Annotated in this window: 13 protein-coding genes; 12 read left to right on the top strand and 1 reads right to left on the bottom strand. The window is 73.0% G+C overall.

Annotated elements, in window-relative coordinates:
- The 10 genes from OO62_RS17960 (at window position 1) to OO62_RS17915 (ending at window position 11,968) form a co-directional block, all read left to right on the top strand.
- Window positions 1-324: a hypothetical protein gene (locus OO62_RS17960; protein WP_033268439.1), complete on the top strand. Its 324-nt coding sequence runs from the start codon at window positions 1-3 to the stop codon at window positions 322-324.
- A 39-nt stretch (window positions 325-363) separates the two neighbouring features.
- Entirely contained in the window at window positions 364-1,842 is a 1,479-nt protein-coding gene (locus OO62_RS17955; protein WP_051733372.1) for a pyridoxal phosphate-dependent decarboxylase family protein, read from the top strand.
- On the top strand, window positions 1,839-2,912 hold the full coding sequence (locus tag OO62_RS17950) for a cupin domain-containing protein (RefSeq protein ID WP_033268438.1): 1,074 nt from the start codon (window positions 1,839-1,841) through the stop codon (window positions 2,910-2,912). Before OO62_RS17955 ends, OO62_RS17950 begins: the two co-directional genes overlap by 4 nt.
- A gap of 84 nt (window positions 2,913-2,996) precedes the next feature.
- On the top strand, window positions 2,997-3,695 hold the full coding sequence (locus tag OO62_RS17945) for a type 1 glutamine amidotransferase domain-containing protein (protein WP_033268437.1): 699 nt from the start codon (window positions 2,997-2,999) through the stop codon (window positions 3,693-3,695).
- 315 nt (window positions 3,696-4,010) lie between these two features.
- Window positions 4,011-4,802, top strand: a complete 792-nt coding sequence (locus OO62_RS17940) for a 2OG-Fe dioxygenase family protein (RefSeq protein WP_033268436.1) — start codon at window positions 4,011-4,013, stop codon at window positions 4,800-4,802.
- A gap of 26 nt (window positions 4,803-4,828) precedes the next feature.
- On the top strand, window positions 4,829-6,394 hold the full coding sequence (locus OO62_RS17935) for a class I tRNA ligase family protein (RefSeq protein WP_033268435.1): 1,566 nt from the start codon (window positions 4,829-4,831) through the stop codon (window positions 6,392-6,394).
- 2 nt (window positions 6,395-6,396) lie between these two features.
- Window positions 6,397-7,749: a lysine N(6)-hydroxylase/L-ornithine N(5)-oxygenase family protein gene (locus OO62_RS17930; RefSeq protein ID WP_051733370.1), complete on the top strand. Its 1,353-nt coding sequence runs from the start codon at window positions 6,397-6,399 to the stop codon at window positions 7,747-7,749.
- Window positions 7,746-10,154 (top strand): WD40 repeat domain-containing protein, encoded by a 2,409-nt coding sequence (locus OO62_RS17925; protein ID WP_078617222.1) that lies wholly within the window; start codon window positions 7,746-7,748, stop codon window positions 10,152-10,154. Before OO62_RS17930 ends, OO62_RS17925 begins: the two co-directional genes overlap by 4 nt.
- Window positions 10,151-11,119 carry a DMT family transporter gene (locus OO62_RS17920; protein ID WP_051733368.1) on the top strand — a complete coding sequence of 323 codons (969 nt, stop codon included), beginning with the start codon at window positions 10,151-10,153 and terminating at the stop codon, window positions 11,117-11,119. Before OO62_RS17925 ends, OO62_RS17920 begins: the two co-directional genes overlap by 4 nt.
- 81 nt (window positions 11,120-11,200) lie before the next feature.
- Complete coding sequence (locus tag OO62_RS17915; protein WP_033268433.1) at window positions 11,201-11,968, top strand: metallophosphoesterase family protein; 768 nt, start codon at window positions 11,201-11,203, stop codon at window positions 11,966-11,968.
- 1,029 nt (window positions 11,969-12,997) lie between these two features.
- Here the strand turns inward: OO62_RS17915 and OO62_RS41350 are convergent.
- Window positions 12,998-13,798 carry a PucR family transcriptional regulator gene (locus OO62_RS41350; protein ID WP_078617221.1) on the bottom strand — a complete coding sequence of 267 codons (801 nt, stop codon included), beginning with the start codon at window positions 13,796-13,798 and terminating at the stop codon, window positions 12,998-13,000.
- Window positions 13,799-14,373: 575 nt separating this feature from the next.
- On the opposite strand from OO62_RS41350, the gene OO62_RS17905 reads away from it, so the two are divergent.
- Both OO62_RS17905 and OO62_RS17900 read left to right on the top strand, forming a co-directional pair.
- Complete coding sequence (locus tag OO62_RS17905) at window positions 14,374-15,132, top strand: hypothetical protein (protein WP_228332458.1); 759 nt, start codon at window positions 14,374-14,376, stop codon at window positions 15,130-15,132.
- The gene (locus OO62_RS17900) at window positions 15,129-16,667 is read left to right on the top strand and encodes an NADH-quinone oxidoreductase subunit NuoF family protein (protein ID WP_051733366.1); all 1,539 of its coding nucleotides are present in this window, start codon (window positions 15,129-15,131) and stop codon (window positions 16,665-16,667) included. The genes OO62_RS17905 and OO62_RS17900 overlap by 4 nt, the downstream gene beginning before the upstream one ends.
- Window positions 16,668-16,684 lie beyond the last annotated feature (17 nt).

Genomic DNA, 16,684 nt, shown 5'->3' with positions numbered 1-16,684 from the left:
ATGGCCATCACGGTGATCGAGACCTGGTACCTCAACGACGACGCCGCCACCCAGGCGACGAAGGTCATGCAGCAGATGGACGACGCGCTGGGCGACAGCGCCCACGCCCACGCCGGCTGGAACGGGCACGCCACCTTCTTCCAGGACGAGGCCGATCCGCACCAGGTGACGTGGCAGTACTCGTGGCGCAGCAAGCAGGACCACGAGGACCTGCTGAAGACCGAGGAGGCCCTGGCGGAGCCGCTGTACCGCACGTACTGCACCCGCCCGCGGCAGATCCGCTACGCCACCGAGCTGGAGGTCGAGGTCGACCACGACCACTGACCCGCCGCCGTCCACTCCCTGTGCCACGTAAGGACACCCATGAGTGAGAACGTCGGGGACTGGAGCCCCGAAGAGCTGGAGAAGAACGGCCACCTCCTGTTGTCCCAACTGCGCGAGCACTTCACGACGTTGCGCACCCAGCCCGTCACCACCACGCGCTCCGCGCAGGAGATCCGCGCGGTCATCGACGAACCGCTGCCCACCGCACCGCAACCGTTCCCCGAGATCCTCCAACAGACCTGGGACGACGTCCGCCCCAACCTCACCCTGTGGAACCACCCGCGCTTCCACGCGTACTTCAGCAACAGCTCCAGCGGACCGGCCATCCTGGCGGAGATGTTCACCGCGGCGATGAACGTCAACGTGATGCTGTGGGACGCCGCGCCGGCCGCCGCCGCCGTGGAACTGACGGTCCTCGACTGGCTCGCGCAGATGGTCGGCTACCCCGTGGCGCAGGACTCCGTACTGGTCGACGGCGCCTCCCTGGGCACGCTCTACGCCCTGGCCGCCGCCCGGGAGCGGCTGTCCGACCTGGACATCCGGCAGCAGGGGCTGGCCGGCCGGGACCTGCCGCGGCTGCGGATCTACACCTCCGACCAGACCCACAGCTCCGTCGACAAGGCGGCCATCACCCTCGGCGTCGGCCTCGACAACGTCGTACGCCTCCCCGCCGGCCCCACCGGCCGGCTCGACCCCGAGGCGCTGCGGGCGGCCCTGGAGCGGGACGTGCGCAGCGGGCACCGGCCGCTGGCCGTGGTCGCGAACGTCGGCACCACCTCCATCGGGGCGATCGACCCGGTCGAGGAGATCGCCGAGGTGTGCGCCGCGTACGACACCTGGCTGCACGTCGACGCGGCGTACGGCGGCTTCTGGCGGCTGGCGCCCGAGGTGCGCCCGCTGCTGCCCGACCTGTCCCGGGCCGACTCGGTGGTGGCCAACCCGCACAAGGTCCTGCTGAGCCCGATGGAGGCCGGCGCGCTGTTCTGCCGGCACCGCGACGCCCTCACCAACACCTTCCGCGTCGTACCGGAGTACCTGCGCACCCGTCACGAGGACGGCAGCGTGGACTTCATGAACTACTCGCTCCAGCTGGGCAGGCAGTTCCGGGCCCTCAAACTGTGGTGGCTGATCAAGTCGTTCGGGGTCGCGGGCCTCACCAGCCGGCTGAGCGCCGCGGCCGCCCTCGCCGACGGCCTGCGGGCCCGGGCCCGCGCCCACCCGGACTGGACGGTGGAGAACGACTCGCCCTTCCCGCTGGTGTGCCTGCGCCACCGCCCGCACGACCGGGACCTCGACGACGCGGAGACCGACGAGCTCAACCGGCGCATCCACCGGGCCGTCAACGACGGCAGGACCTCCTTCGTCTCGCACACCGTGCTGCCCACGGGGTACGCGCTACGCATCTCCATCGGAAACATCCACACCACCGAAGCCGACATCGACGCCCTGTGGAGCGAACTCACCGCCGCCGCGGAGCGCTGTGCGGCCCCGCGCCTGACCGAACGGAGCACGTTATGAGCCCGGCCCTCACCGGCGTGGCCCGCCCCGGGCGGCGCGGCCCCGCCGAGCCGGAGACCTTCGCCGGCCGGCTGCGCCACCACCACGCCGTCGGGCGGTGGAGCGCCGCCAACGAGAACCAGTCCTGGACCCCGGCCCCCCGCTCGGTGCCCGCCCTGTGGCGCTACGCGGACATGCGTCCGTTCGCCGTCGAGGCCGCGGAGTTCGTCAAGGGCGAGGACGCCGCCCTGCGGGTGATCACCCACCTCAACCCCGGCCACCCGGACCACGAGGCGGCCGTCGGCCACCTGTACTCGGGGCTGCAGACCCTCAAACCGCACGAGCGGATGACCGCCCACCGGCACGCCGCCTCCGCGATCCGTTTCGTGCTGGAGGGCGAGGGCGGCTGGACGGCCGTCGACGGCGACCGGATGCCCGTCGGCCCGGGCGATGTGGTGATCACGCCCAGCCGGCTGTGGCACGAACACGGCAACGACTCCGACGACGGACTCGTCATCTGGCAGGACTGCACCGACGATCCGCTGGTCAACACCCTCGGGGCGAACTTCTTCGAGCTGCACCCGCAGGGCACCCACCTCACCGGCGGGCCGCGCAACGACACCCTCGCCCGCTACGGCGGCCTGCTGCTGCCCGACACCCGTCGGCGCGCCGAGAACTCCCCGCTGTTCTCCTTCCCGTGGGAGAAGTGCCACGAGGCGCTGACGGCGGCCGCGCGGGCCGGGCACCACTCCGCGTTCGACGGCGTGATCATGGAGTACACCAACCCTGCCACGGGCGGGTCGGTGACCCCCACCGTCGGCGCGAAACTGCAGCTGCTGGCGGCGGGCGAGCAGACCCGGAGCCACCGGCACACCGGCTCGGTCGTCTACGTGGCCGCGCAAGGGCGCGGCACCGTGACGATCGACGGCGTGGACCACGCCTGGAGCGCCGGGGACACCTTCTGCGTGCCGTCCTGGTCGTGGCACAGCCACGCCAACCCCGGCACCGGAGAGGCCGTGCTGTTCTCGTACAACGAGTTCCCTCTGCTGGAGCGACTCGGCCTCTACGCCGAGGAGCCGGCCGGCCAGTAAGCGGGGGTCGCCGGCGGCGCGTGCCGCGCGCGGCGGGCACCGCAGGCGACCGCCCGAACCACTCACACAGGAAGGAGAGCAGCCATGACGTCGGTCCTGATGATGCTGTCAGCCGCCACCGAGCTGCCACTCACCGACGGAAGTTGTCGTACCGCGGGATTCTGGCCGGAGGAGGTCGTGGATCCGGAGGCCGTCTTCGCGGCCGCCGGCATCTCCACCGTCCTCGCCACCCCAGAAGGCGCCCCGGCCGGCGCCGACCCCGCCGGGCTCACCCCGGAGGGCACCGGGTACAGCGCCGAGCGCTGCGCCGAACTGATCGACGCCGTCGAGGCACTGCGTCCGCGCTACACCACTCCGGTGCCGCTGGCCTCCGTCGACGTGGAGCGGTTCGACGCGGTGTTCATCCCCGGCGGGTACGGCCCGTTGGCAGACCTGTGGGCCGACCCCGACTGCGGGCGGGTGCTGAGCGAGTTCCATCGCACCGGAAAACCCATCGCGGCGGTCTGCCACGGCCCGGCGGCGCTCCTGTCCTCCATGGATGTAGCCGGTGAATGGCTGTTCAGCGGTTACGAGATGACGTCCTTCACCGACGAGGAGGAGGCCGATCTCGGACTGCTGGACCTCATTCCCTGGACGGCCGAGGGACGCCTGGTCAAGCGCGGCGCCCGCTTCGTCGCGGCCCCGCCCTGGGGCGAGCACCTCGTCCGTGACCGGGCCCTCCTGACCGGCCAGAACCCGGCGTCGGCGCGGCCGCTCGCCCGGGTGCTGTGCGACATCCTGTGACCTGAACGGAGCCCGACGACCCTGATGGCAGGCCGGCCGCGCGTCCCCGGCACGCGGCCGGCCCACTGAACCGGAACTCCCCCCTCGGCCGATCCCTCCCGGACATCCCGAGTTGAGGAATCTGCGCATCTCCTCGGTTGTGCCGCATCGGCCGATGCCTCCCTCCCCTCCCCTCCCCCTGTTCCACCGCCCCCTGCCCTCCTCGCGCCCCTTTCCCCCCTTTTCCCCCTTTTTCTTCCTTCCCTCTGCACGTCCGATCGGCCCCGCCCTGTCCGGATGCGGGATTCCCTGAAGCGAATAACGGAGTGAAAGAACATGACGACACTGTCCGTCGAGGCATCAACTCGCTTGCTCGGCAAAGGATTTGAGCGCTACGACCGCGAGGTCTTCCTGGAGAGGGTCGGCGAGCACGACGCCGACGCGCTCTTCGGGCGGCTCCGGGACGCCTTCGCGGAGCTGCCCCCGGACCCGTACGCCGAGCACGCCCACCGCTTCCGCAGGTACGGCCGCGCGGTCTACGTCCCCTGGGACCAGTCCCTGACCTGGCTGCCGACCACCCCGGACCCGGCCCTCGGGCCGGTCACCGAGTACTACCAGGGCGAACACAACCCCGAACACCGCGGCGAGCGGCGCCGCTTCCCCGCGGTCACCCCCGAGGCCCGCGCCAACGCGCTGCTGCGCCAGATCATCCTCTTCGACGCCGAGGAAGCCTGCCAGCTGGAGAGCCTGCGCCACGGCCTGGTCCACGTCGGCGTGCACTTCCTCAAACTGGCCGTGGACGGCGCCGACGAGGTCGCCGTGCCCTCCCCCAACGCCTTGCACCAGGACGGCGAACCGTTCACCTTCGCCCACCTGATCAGCCGCTACAACGTCACCGGCGGCGTGAACGTGATCGCTCCCCCGCGCTGCGCCGGCCTGCGCCCGCAGGAGGTCAACGAGGAGCTGATCGAGGCCGAGTTCACCCTCGACGGCCCGCTGGACTCGTACGCCGTCTACGACCCGAAGGTCAGCCACTACGTCAGCCCGGTGCGCCTGGGCCCCGACGCGCGGCGCGGCGAACGCTCCGTCCTGCTCGTCGACTTCACCCCCTACGTCCCGCACATCTAGCCACCCCGCACGCACGAAGGAGTGCCATGACCCCCGAAACCCCGGAGCCACAGCGCTATCTGCTCGTACCGATGCACCCCACGCCCAACGGGCGGCTGCACATCGGGCACGCCGCGGGCGCCTACCTGCGGGCCGATGTGCTCGCCCGCCACCTGCGCCGCGAGGGCCACCAGGTGTCGGTGATGAGCGGCAGCGACGCGTACGAGAACTGGATCCTGCTGGACGCGCTCGACGCGGGCCGCTCCCCGGCGGAGACCTGCTGGCGCTTCCACGCCCTGATCGGCGACGACCTGCGCAGCCTCGGCGTGGAGCTCGACGACTGGATCAGCCCGCTGGCCGACGACCACGCCGAGCCCTACCGCCGCACCCACGAGGAGCTGCTGGAGCGGCTGGCGGCGGCCGGCACCGCCGTCAAGGTGCCCGACCCCACCCCCCGCTCGCGGGACACCGGGCGCCATGTCATCGGCGTGTGGCTGAAGGGCACCTGCCCGCAGTGCCACACCCCCGGCGGCGGCAACGCCTGCGAGGAGTGCGGCTACCACTACCAGCCGTCGGAGATCCTCGAACCGTACTCGCGGCTGGACGAAGGCCCGCTGGACTGGGAGGACTTCGACAGCTGGTACCTGAGCCCGCCGTCCGTCGAGGACGTCGTCGACGCGGTGCGGGCCTCGGACGTGGCGTCCGACTTCGCCGACATCGCGGTCACCTACCTGCGGCAGACCAAGGGCGCGGTACGGCTCTCGCAGCCGGGCAGCTGGGGCATCCCCAGCGAGCTGGCCGGCCCCGAAGGCGTGCTGAGCAACCCGTACTTCGGCTTCAGCCTCTACTGCGGCGAGGTCTACCGGCAGCGCCACGGCACCGAGCACAACGCCTTCCACCGGGACTCCGGCGTGATCACCGTCGGGCTGTTCGGCATCGACAACGCGGTCGGCGGGGTCGCCGCCAGCCAGGCGCTCGCGCACGCCCACGGCGAGCTCAAGGCGTTCGACCACATGGTGACCAACTACTTCCTGGACTTCGAGGGCGAGAAGTGCTCCACCAGCCGCAAACACGGCATCTGGCTGAACGAGCTCCTCTCCCGCACCTCGGCGACCGCCGACGAGCTGCGCTACCACCTGAGCCATGTGGACCTGACGACCGGTAGCGACAACTTCGCCGTCGCCGCCTTCGTCGACAGCGTCAACCACGTCCGCGAGCGGCTCGCCGCCGCCTCGCACCAGGCGCAGGAGGCCGGCGGCGGCGCGCTGCCGGCCGAGGGCGCCGCCCGGATCGCCGCGGCCGTCCACGAGCAGGGGGCGCAGCTGCGGCCCGGGGCGGCGGTCAGCCTGCCCGCCGCGGTCCGGGTCCTCGACGAGTGGCTGACCCGGCCGCCGGTCACCGGCGCCGCCTGGGCGACCGGGGTGGCCCTGCTCGCCGAGCCGTTCATGCCGGAGGCCGCGCAGCGCCTGTGGACGGCGCTCGGCAGGCCGGGCCGCCCCCGGCTCGCCGTCCTGGACCGCGCGTCCGGCCCCGCCGTCCCCGCGGCCCCCGTACCGCCGCAGACCTTCACCGCCGACGAGATAGCACCCGTGTGCCACGTGAGGAGCAACTGACCGTGTCCGAATACCGCAACCGCCCCGCCGCCTCCGCCCCGCCCGCCGAGATCCTCGACGTGCTCGGCATCGGCATCGGCCCGTTCAACCTCAGCACCGCCGCCCTGCTGCCGAAGGACGGAGTGACCGCCCGGTTCCTCGACGCCAAGGACAGCTTCGACTGGCACCCCGGCCTGCTGTTCCGCAACGCCACGCTGCAGTCGCCGTTCCTCAAGGACTGCGTCACGCTCGTCGACCCGACGAGCGAGTACTCGTTCCTCAACTACCTCTCGCGCAGCCGCCGGCTGAACCGCTTCGTGGTCGCCGACCACCCCAACGTCATGCGCCGCGAGTTCAACGAGTACTTCAAGTGGATCTGCCGCAGCCTCGACACGCTCCGCTTCGGCACCGGCGTGGCGTCGCTGACCTTCGACGGCGAGTCGTTCGTCGCCGGCACGGACCGCGGCGAGTACCGCGCCAAGGACGTGGTCCTCGGCGTCGGCCGGGCGCCCTTCGTCCCCGAGGGGGCGCGCGCCCACCTCGGCGAGACCGTCTTCCACGGCAGCGAGTACCTGCTGCGCGACCTCGACCCCACCGGCAAACGCGTCGCGGTGATCGGCGGCGGCCAGACCGGCGCGGAGATCTTCGACGACCTGATCTCCGACGACTCCCGGCTGCCCTCCCAGGTCACCTGGGTGACCCGGCGCGGCAACTTCGCGCCGTTCGACGAGTCGCCGTTCGCCAACGAGCTGTACGTGCCGGGCTACACGCGCTACTTCCACGCGCAGTCGCCCGCCGAGCGGCAGCGCCTGCTGCCGATGCAGAAGCTCTCCAGCGACGCCATCCTCCAGCCGCTGCTGGAGGGCATCTACCGCCGGCTGTACGAGACGGACTTCCTCCACGACAGCCGGCTGGACTACCGGATGCTGGTGGACCGCCAGTTCACCCGGGTCTCCCCGAAGGCCGACGGCTGGGTGCTCACCATGGAGGGCCCCCACGGCGTGGAGGCGGTGGAGGCCGACATCGTGATCCTGGCGACCGGCTTCTCCAACGGCGTCCCCGCGGTGCTCGACCAGCTCGCCGACCGGCTGGTCCTGGACGAGGACGGCCGGTGCGTCGTCAACGAGGACTTCTCGCTGCGCTGGGACGGCCCGGCGGACCACCGGATCTTCGCCCACAACATGTCCCTGCACACCCACGGCTGGATCGACCCCAACTTCGCCGGGATGGCCTGGCGCAGCGGCGTCATCGTCAACAGCCTGACCGGCCGCTACCTGTACGACGTGGATGTCGACGGCACCACCGTGGACTGGGGAGGCAAGACCACCACCACGCTGGAGATGCCCGTCCTGGAACCCACCGGGGCCGGTATATGACCGCGAGGCCCGTGGCGTGCCCGCCGGCGACCGCCGGCTGGGCCGCCCACCCCGCCGGGCTCTGCGCGCTGTCCTGGTCCCACGACGGGCAGCGCCTGGCCACCGGCGGCAACGACGGTCTGATCAAGATCTGGCGTCCCCGCGGCGGCACCGCGGAACTGCTGGCCACCCTGCGCGGCCACGACGGGGCCGTACGGTCACTGTCCTGGACACCGGACGACGCCCTGCTGGCCTCCGGCGCGGAGGACGGCACCGTCGGCATCTGGGACACCGCGACCGGCGAACGGCTGGCGACCCCGCAGCGCAACCGGCGCTGGGTCAACGCGGTGGCCTGGGCGCCGGACGGCCGCCGGCTGGCGGCCGCCGGCGGCGACCGGCGGCTCGTGGTCACCGACCGCTACGGCCGCCCGGTCACCCGCCCCCTGCCGAGCCCCTACGGGGTCTTCCTCAGCCTGGCCTGGTCCCCGGACGGCTCCGCGCTGGCGGCCACCGCGCGCGGCGCGGAGCTCACGGTCTGGGACACCGCGGACTGGACGGTCCGCGCGCGGCCCGCCGCCGGGCCGGGCAGCGTCTGGACGGTGTGCTGGTGGCCCGGCGGCCTGGCGACGGGCAACGCCGCCGGGCGGGTGCACCTGTGGGACCCGCGCACCCTGCGGCCCCGGGCGACGATCGACGGCCACGGCGGGGCGGTCGCCCGGGTCACCGCCGGCCATGACGGCGCCGTCCTCGCCACCCTCTCGCACGACCAGACCGTCGCCGTGTGGGACGCCCGCACCGGCCGGCCGCTGTGGCGCCGCGCGGACGCCTACCCGGGCTGGACCGGCTGCCTGGAGGCGTCCCCGACGGCGGGTGTCCTGGCGGGCACCGACGCCGACGGCCAGGAGGTCCGCCTGTGGCCCCTGGCGCCGGCGGACGGTGCCGGGCCCGGGGAGCAGGAGGTGGCCGCGCAGGTCGGCGGCGTCCTGCGCGACGTGCTGGACGACGCCCGGCGCACCGGCCGGGACCACCTGACCCTCACCGGCGCCACCGGCCGCCTCGCCGCCGCGCTGCCGGCCCTCCGCAAGCCGGAGGGCTGGGCCGAGGCGGAGTTCGTACGGGGCGCCGACGCGGGCGCACTCGCCTTCTTCGGGGGCCGGGTGGCCGCCCTGGACCCCGCCCGGCTCCGGCGGCTGGCCGACCGCTGCGTCACGGCGGCCGCCGCCGCGCCGGGCGCGGACCTGCCGCTGCGGCCCACCGTCGAACGGCTGCTGGCCGCCGCGCCGCCGGCGGCCGGCGGGACCGGACACCCTTCGGCCGCCACGACGGCGGCCCTGGTCGGCGCCCTGCTCGTACGCACCGGCCGCGCCCTGCTCACCGACACCACCCGCCCCGGGGAACTTTGGGTGCCCCGGGCCGAAACAGAGGCCGAAACGGAGGCGGAGCCGGGCGCGGTGCCGGAGACCGGGCGGGGAACGCGTCCGGAGGTGGTACCGGAGACCCTGCCGGACGCGGAGGAACTCCACTTCCCGCAGGCCGGCCCGTACACCCCGGCGCGCGTCCTGACCGACGTCCTGCACACCACCCTGTTCCGCCACTGGGCCGCCGACCACCGGGGCCTGACCGCCCTGACCGACGACGGCCACCCCGTACGGGTGACGGCACGCTTCACCGCCGGGGAGGGGCCCGGCAACGGCCTCACCGTTCGCATCGCCGCGGCCCGCGGCGAGGACCGCGCGCTCCTCGCCGCGCTCCTGACCCGCCGCCTCGCCCGCGCCTGCCCCGACGCCGCCCCACCCGTCCGCCGCACCACGTCCCTGCCGCTCACCGTGCCCGGCAGCCTGCGCCCCTGGGACCCCGCCGCCACCCGCGTCCGGTCCCTGACCCACGCGGACCTGCCGCCCCGTCCCGAGGACCGGGTGGCCGTCGTCGACGAGCACCTCGACGACGAACGGGCCCGCCAGGAACGCCTGTTGCTGAACGAGGGCTTCGCCGGGCACGACCGTCCCGACGTCCACCTCTGGCACACCCCCGAGGACCACCCCACCGCGGCCGCCCTGGCCGCCGAACTCACCACCCTCGGCCTGCGCGCCACCTACGGCGAGCACCGCACCGACCCGCTGACCGAGTCCACCCTCGACGCCCGCACCGCCCTGCTGCTCCTCACCCCGTCCCTCGCCGCCCGCGGGTGGCCGGCCGGGCCGCTGGCCGAGCCGTACGCCCGCCTCACCGCCGGCACCCGGGCCTCCGGCCGCCGCATCCGCTGGCTGCCGGTCACCGTGAACGGGGTGGAGCCGCCCGCCGGCCTCCCCGACCACCTGCACAGTTTCGACCGCTACCGGTACGGGGGAGAGGACAACCGGACCGCGCACCGCGGCCACCTCGACGCCCTCCTCGGCGGCATTCTCATAGACAGGACCCGCTCATGACCGCTGAGCACTCCACCGAGCGGCCGATCCGACCGGCGGACGGGCCGGGCCCCACGGGCCCGGCCCCCCGCCGGGCCCCGGCCGCGGTCTGGCTCGCCCTGGCAGGGGCCCTCACCCTGTGGGCCTCCGCCTTCGTCGGCATCCGCTCCGCCCTGCACGACTTCACCCCCGGGCCGATGGCCCTGCTCCGCTTCACCATCGCGTCCCTGGGCCTGCTGGCCCTGTGGCTGGTCTCCACCCGCCTCCGCCGCGAACGCCTGCGCCTGCCCGCCCGCCGCGACATCCCGCTGCTGCTGCTCTGCGCCCTGCTCCTGATCGTCGTCTACAACCTGGGGGTGAACTTCGGCGAGCAGACGGTCAGTCCCGGCACCGCGAGCTTCCTGGTCGGCCAGGTCCCGGTGTTCAGCATCATGCTGGCCGCCGCGATCCTCCGTGAGCGGGTGGCGGTGGTCGGCTGGATCGGCGTGGGGGTGGGCATCGTCGGCACCGTCGTCATGCTCTTCGCCGACCAGGCCGGCCTCTCGATCAACATCGGCACCGTCTACGTCCTGGCCGCCGCGATCGCCGAGAGCCTCTACTTCGTCCTGTCCAAGCCGCTGCTGACGCGCTACAGCTCCATGGAGCTGAACCTCTACGTCACGATCCCGGGCACCTTGATGATGCTCCCCTTCGCCGGCGACCTCACCCACCAGCTCGCCTCGGCGACCACCCCCAACCTCCTCATCCTCGTCTACCTCGGCATCTTCCCCGCCGCCGTGGCCTACCTCCTGTGGAACTACGCCCTGGCCCGGCTCGACGTCTCCGCCTCCACCTCGGGCCTCTATGCCCTCCCCCTCATCACCATCCTCATCTCCTTCGCCTTCCTCCATGAACTCCCCAGCCTCCTGGGCCTCGTGGGCGGCGTCATCTCCCTGATCGGCGCGGCCCTCGTCAACAACCGCCGGGCGAGAACGGCACGGGCCTGACCGCCCCGGCCGGCCGGCCGGGGCCTACGCGCACAGCGAAAGCCCGCTCCGCGTGACGCGCACCGGCCCACCGTGGTGGCCATGTTGAACCGCGTAGCCGTACTCTCCGACATCCACGGGGTGCTGCCCGCTCTGGAGGCGGTGCTCGCCGAACCGGACGTCCGCGCCGCGGAGCGCATCGTCCTCACCGGTGACATCGCCGCCGGCCCCCAACCGACCGAGGTCCTGGACCTGCTGATGTCCCTGGGCGACCGGGTCGGCTGGATCGCCGGCAACGCCGACCGCGAACTCCTCGAACACCGCCGGCACACCCCCGACTCCGCCCCCACCCCTGACCCCCTCACCCCCTGGGCCGCCGACCGACTCCGCCCCGACCACCTCGACCTGCTCGCCTCCCTCCCCCGCACGCTCACCCTGCCCGTGCGGGGCCTGGGCACCGTCCTCTTCTGCCACGCCACCCCCCGCGACGACGAGGAAGTCGTCCTCGTCGACTCCCGCCTGGACCGCTGGCAGGAGGTCTTCACCGGCCTCGACGACGACATCCGCACCGTGGTGTGCGGCCACACCCACATGCCCTTCGTCCGCCTCGCCCACGGCCGTCTGGTGGTCAACCCCGGCAGCGTCGGCATGCCCTACGGCCGCCCCGGCGCCCACTGGGCCCTCCTCGGCCCCGGCACCGACCTCCGCCACACCCCTTACGACCTGGAAGCCGCCGTCCGCCGGCTCACCCGCATCTCCACCTACCCCGACGCCGCCGCCTGGGCCGACTACTACCTCCACGCCCGCGCCACGGACGCCGACGCGCTGGCGGCTTTCGGACCCAGGGACGGCCGCACCAACACCCCATAACGTGCGGGGCTTTACCCCGCCAGCGCCCTTCCCCGCCCCGAGAATTTGCTGCTTTGCTACATCCTTGATGCGAAGACCGCGCCGCCCGTCCCCGCCGTCCAATAGCGCATGTGAGGAAAGATCACCAGCGCTGGCGGGGGGCCGGCGTCATGCGCACGAATACTTCACCGTCTGCTCCTGAAAACTTCGCGACCGGTGCCGGTACTTCACCCGGGTAACCGACCGCTTGGAAGGTCGGGTGAAGAAGTTCGCCGGCCCGGCGGTAAACATCGCCGACACATTAGGTGGCGGCGGAATCCACCGAGGCGTCGCGCAGTACGCGGCGCGGGCACAGGTCACCGCCACCCGCCTGTACCGGCCGCGCCCACGGCTCGCCGGCCAGCGGCCGGACCGGGCTTCACCGGCCGGAAGGCACCCGGACGGCGGCCCGCCCCGGCCATCTCGACGGCCGGCGGCCGGGCCCCCGCCGGCGACACAAAAACCCGCGAGAACGTCCTGGCCGTCGACCGCCGGAAAAACCTTTTCGGCGCACCGCACCCCGTCCGGAACGGTTCGTACGGCGTCTCTTGCGACCGGCCGGGAAATGGCCGTACGGACGCGCCGATGACGACCGGGAGATTTGCCGCACGCGTCGGCGGCCCGGAAAGAGAATGCACACTTTCCGCGCGGGCCCGAAAGGCATCATTATCGAAATGCGGAATTCTTCGGCAGATCGGAGCGATGGGGATTCCCGGGACAGCCGTTACGCGCGCTACGGAATGGCGTCCGGCATGCACGGGAAGGCGCTTTCCGCGGATTCCGGAGGACGCTTTTCCATTCAACCAAAGTGCGACCGCCGGCGGCACCGCACAAGCGACGGCCCCGCCTCCCGGTAACTCTCCCCGGGGGCGGGGCCGTCGCGTTCTGATGACCGGTGGCTGACATTGGGGTGGCGAACGTCAGAGCAGCCGGTGCATCGATTCAGTTGTCGCGTCGTTCCGGTGAGCCACGGTCACGGGTCCCGACGGGGACGACCGGCCGGGCCGTGGGTCAGAGGCCGTTGACGCGGGCCTCGCGGGCGACGCCGAGGGGGCGTATCGAGGAGGCCACCGCGCGGGCCCGGCGGCCCGCCCGGGCGCGGTAGCTGCGGACATGAGCCATCAGACGGCGGCTGCGCAACGCCATTTCGAGTTCGAAGCGGGTGCGGGGGTCGCGCAGGACCGGACCGAAGAGCTTCTCGATCTGGCGGAGGCGGTACCGGACCGTCTGGGGATGCACATGCAGGAGTTTCGCCGCCTCCGGTGCGCCGCCGCCCTCCAGCCAGGCGAGCAGGGTGACTTCGAGGCGCTCGCTCTGGCGTGGCGTCAGTTCCTCCAGCGGGCCGAGCCAGCGGGAGGTGAGGGCGTCGGCGAGGGACTCGTCCTGCAGCAGGAGCAGCGCGGAGAGATGGTCGTCGACGAACGCGGGGCGGGACTCGGGGCCGACCCGGCCGGGGGCCAGGGTCAGCAAGTAGCGGGCCCACCGCAGGGATGACGCGGTGTCGGTCGCGGGGACGACGTGGCCCACCGCGGCGGGGCGGCCCTTGAGGGCGGCCTCCAGGCGGGCCCGGGTCTGGGTGGCCGGGTCGGGCACGAAGAGGCAGGTGTAGCCGTCCACGGTGCCGATGAGCGCGTGGCCCAGTGCGGCGGCGAGTTGGGGTGCCTCGGCGGGGGTGGCGAGCACGACGGCCTGGAGGGTGTCGGGGACCGGCCAGCCGGCCGCGCGGGCCAGCTCGTCCAAGCCGTCCTCCGGTGCCTCGCGTTGGCCGGCGAGCACCTCGAAGAGGTCCTGGCGGGCCCGTGCAACGGGCATCGGGGTGACAACGGACGAGACGGCCGGACGTTTACTTTCCGACTCTTTCTGGTAACCCAGAACTGTCAGCAGCGCCTGTTCCAGCGCCCATTCTGCCTCTTCTACGGGGGTATCACCGAGAAGAGCAGCCAATGCGGGAAATCCGCGTTGCAACTCCGCGACCACGTTCTCTGCGAGGCCCGGGAGTTCATTTCTCACCACCCGGGTCCACTCGCCTCGGGGACGCGACCAGATGCGGTTGAGGAGATCACACATCGCTAACCTCGATCCTGGCGGGGATGCGGCTTGGACAGGGGAGCGGCGCCCCCGTGCGCCTGAGTCGGCATCATCCGGAGTCCTCCCGCGCGACCGCGACGCCGGTGCAGGAATTTGTCACAGCGCGATAAACCTTACGAAAGCCTGAACGCGTTCGTAGATGCTTTTGCACATCCGGATTACGGCCCTGCGTATCCAGCCGGTTACGGAATGTTTAGTGTTACCGGGGGTCACACACGCAAAAGCCCCGGCAAATACCACCGCCGGGAATTTCGTCGAAATTCGTATCCCGCACCCGTGCCCCGACACCGGGAGGTCCGATGTCCGCACCACGCCTGCAGAGCCGCCAGGGCCGCCGTGCACACCGCGCCCGTCCCTCGCCGACCGTGCCCCGCCCCCGGCGCCCGCCGAACGAACCCGGGCCGCCGGACCGACGCGCGCCCGGCGGCGGGCTCAACGGAACTGCCGTGCTGCGGCCGGCACTTCCGGCCGCGCTGCTGCTCTTCATCGCCGTCACCCTGCACTCCGGCGCGATGGACACCCTCATGCGCTTCCTCGACTTCGGCGCCGGGGTGCTCGCCCTGGTCTCGCTGTCGGTCACCGTGCTGTGGGGGCTGGCCGCCACCGACCGGATGGTGCTGCACTCGAACCACCGGCTGCTCGCCCAGGCCGTGCACCGCGGCACCGGCGTCGCCGGACTCGGCTTCCTCGGACTGCACATCTGGGTGAAGGTCGCCGAGGGCCACGTCGGCACGGTGTCCGTCGCCGTGCCGTTCACCGACGGCGCGCGGCCGGTGCTCATCGGACTGGGCACCCTCGCCGCCTATGTGTTCGTCGCCGTCGCCGTGACCGGCGCGGTGCGCGGCGCCTTCACCGGTATCACCGCGTCCCGCTGGTGGCGGGCGCTGCACATGAGCGCGTATCTCGCCTGGGGCCTCGCCCTGGTGCACGGCCTGAAGTCGGGCCGTGCCGCGGCCGGCTACGCCGTCGTCGGATACGCCCTATGCCTTGCCGCGGTGGCCGTACGGCTGGCGCTGCGGCTGCGCGACGAACGCAGGAACTCAGGAGAACTCCCATGACCGCCCCCGCCCCGACCCAACTCCTGCCCGCCCTCCAGGGACCGGAGCCGGTACCGACGCTGGCGTCCTTCGGGCCGCCGCGGCTGCTCGCCGGCCTCGACGAGGTACCGCGCATGGACCGGGTGGCCCACCTCGCCCGGCACGGCGGCCTGCCCCAGCTCTCCCCTCAGGAGCTGGTGGCGCTGGCCGAGGACATCGACCTGCGCGGCCGCGGCGGCGCGGGTTTCCCCTTCGCCCGGAAACTGACCGCCGTCATGGACGGGATGAAACGCGCCGACGGCAAGGGCGCGGTGGTCGTCAACGGCAGCGAGGGCGAGCCCAGTTGCCTCAAGGACACCGCGCTGCTGCTGCACGCCCCGCACCTGGTCCTGGACGGCGCGCTGCTGGCCGCCGAGGCGCTCGGCGCGCAGGAGGTCGCCCTCGGGGTGACCCGCAAAGACGTCGAGGACTCGGTGCGCCGGGCGATCGCCGAACGCGGCCCGGTCCGGCCGGCCTTACGGGTCACCCTGCTGACCGAGCGGTTCGTCACGGGCGAGGGGTCGGCCATGACCAACGGGCTGGGCGGCGGCCCCGGCCTGCCCTCCGGCCGCAAGATCCGCTCCAGCGAGCGCGGGCTGAACGGGGTGCCGACGCTGCTGTCGAACACCGAGACCTACGCCCAACTCGCCGTCGCCGCACGGCTCGGCGCGCTCGGCTACCGCAACGTGGGGCTGCCCGCCGAGCCCGGCACCCTGCTGCTGACGGTCGCCGGCAGCATGGTCGTGGAGGTCCCCTACGGGGTGTCCCTCTCCCGGGTGCTGGCCCTGTGCGGGATGGACCAGGGACAGGGCGTGCTGATCGGCGGCTACCACGGCACGTTCGTGTCCGCCACCGACGCGCTGACCGCGACGCTGTCCCGGGAGGCGCTCGCCGACTACAAGGCGGTGCTCGGCGCCGGCGCGGTGCTGCCGCTGCCGTACGACACCTGTCCGGCCGGCGAGACGGTGCGCGTCGCGCAGTGGATGGGCGCCGAGTCGGCCGGCCAGTGCGGCCCGTGCGTCCTCGGCCTGCCCGCGCTCGCCGAGGAACTCGCCCGTGCCGTGCGGGGCGGCGGCGAGGGCGCGCTGGACGCCGTACGGGCCCGGATGCGGGCCGTGGAGAAGCGCGGCGCCTGCAGCCACCCGGACGGCACCGCGCGTTTCGTCGCCTCGGCCCTCGGCGCCTTCCCCGAGGAGTTCGAGCGCCACGCGCAGGGGTTCGGGTGCGGCCGCCCGGTGACCGGAGCGCTGCCGGTCACCGGGCACCAGCCACCGCCGGCCGCCACCCCGCCGCCGTCCCCGGCCGCCGCCCCGCCGCAGGAGCGGCTGCTGGTCGACTGGACGCTGTGCCGCGGCCACGGCCTGTGCGCGGACGTGGTGCCCGGCATCGTCAAGCTCGGCCCGGACGGCTACCCGGAGCGCGCCAGCATGCCGCTGCCGGCCCGGATGCGGCGCCGCGCGCAGCTGGCGGTGCGCCGCTGCCCGGCGCTGGCGCTGCGGGTGCAGGGCGGCAACTGACGGCTGTGGCCCGGGTT

Source organism: Streptomyces lydicus (genome assembly GCF_000717345.1).
Taxonomy (GTDB): domain Bacteria; phylum Actinomycetota; class Actinomycetes; order Streptomycetales; family Streptomycetaceae; genus Streptomyces; species Streptomyces lydicus.
The sequence above is the reverse complement of the archived record's forward strand: the minus strand, read 5'-3'. Positions and strand labels throughout refer to the sequence as shown.

Coding starts and splice junctions, on each gene's coding strand:
- OO62_RS17955 (WP_051733372.1), top strand. CDS start 364: ATGAGTGAGAACGTCGGGGACTGGAGCCCCGAAGAGCTGGAGAAGAAC.
- OO62_RS17950 (WP_033268438.1), top strand. CDS start 1,839: ATGAGCCCGGCCCTCACCGGCGTGGCCCGCCCCGGGCGGCGCGGCCCC.
- OO62_RS17925 (WP_078617222.1), top strand. CDS start 7,746: ATGACCGCGAGGCCCGTGGCGTGCCCGCCGGCGACCGCCGGCTGGGCC.
- OO62_RS17960 (WP_033268439.1), top strand. CDS start 1: ATGGCCATCACGGTGATCGAGACCTGGTACCTCAACGACGACGCCGCC.
- OO62_RS17920 (WP_051733368.1), top strand. CDS start 10,151: ATGACCGCTGAGCACTCCACCGAGCGGCCGATCCGACCGGCGGACGGG.
- OO62_RS41350 (WP_078617221.1), bottom strand. CDS start 13,798: ATGCCCGTTGCACGGGCCCGCCAGGACCTCTTCGAGGTGCTCGCCGGC.
- OO62_RS17900 (WP_051733366.1), top strand. CDS start 15,129: ATGACCGCCCCCGCCCCGACCCAACTCCTGCCCGCCCTCCAGGGACCG.
- OO62_RS17945 (WP_033268437.1), top strand. CDS start 2,997: ATGACGTCGGTCCTGATGATGCTGTCAGCCGCCACCGAGCTGCCACTC.
- OO62_RS17935 (WP_033268435.1), top strand. CDS start 4,829: ATGACCCCCGAAACCCCGGAGCCACAGCGCTATCTGCTCGTACCGATG.
- OO62_RS17940 (WP_033268436.1), top strand. CDS start 4,011: ATGACGACACTGTCCGTCGAGGCATCAACTCGCTTGCTCGGCAAAGGA.
- OO62_RS17915 (WP_033268433.1), top strand. CDS start 11,201: ATGTTGAACCGCGTAGCCGTACTCTCCGACATCCACGGGGTGCTGCCC.
- OO62_RS17905 (WP_228332458.1), top strand. CDS start 14,374: ATGTCCGCACCACGCCTGCAGAGCCGCCAGGGCCGCCGTGCACACCGC.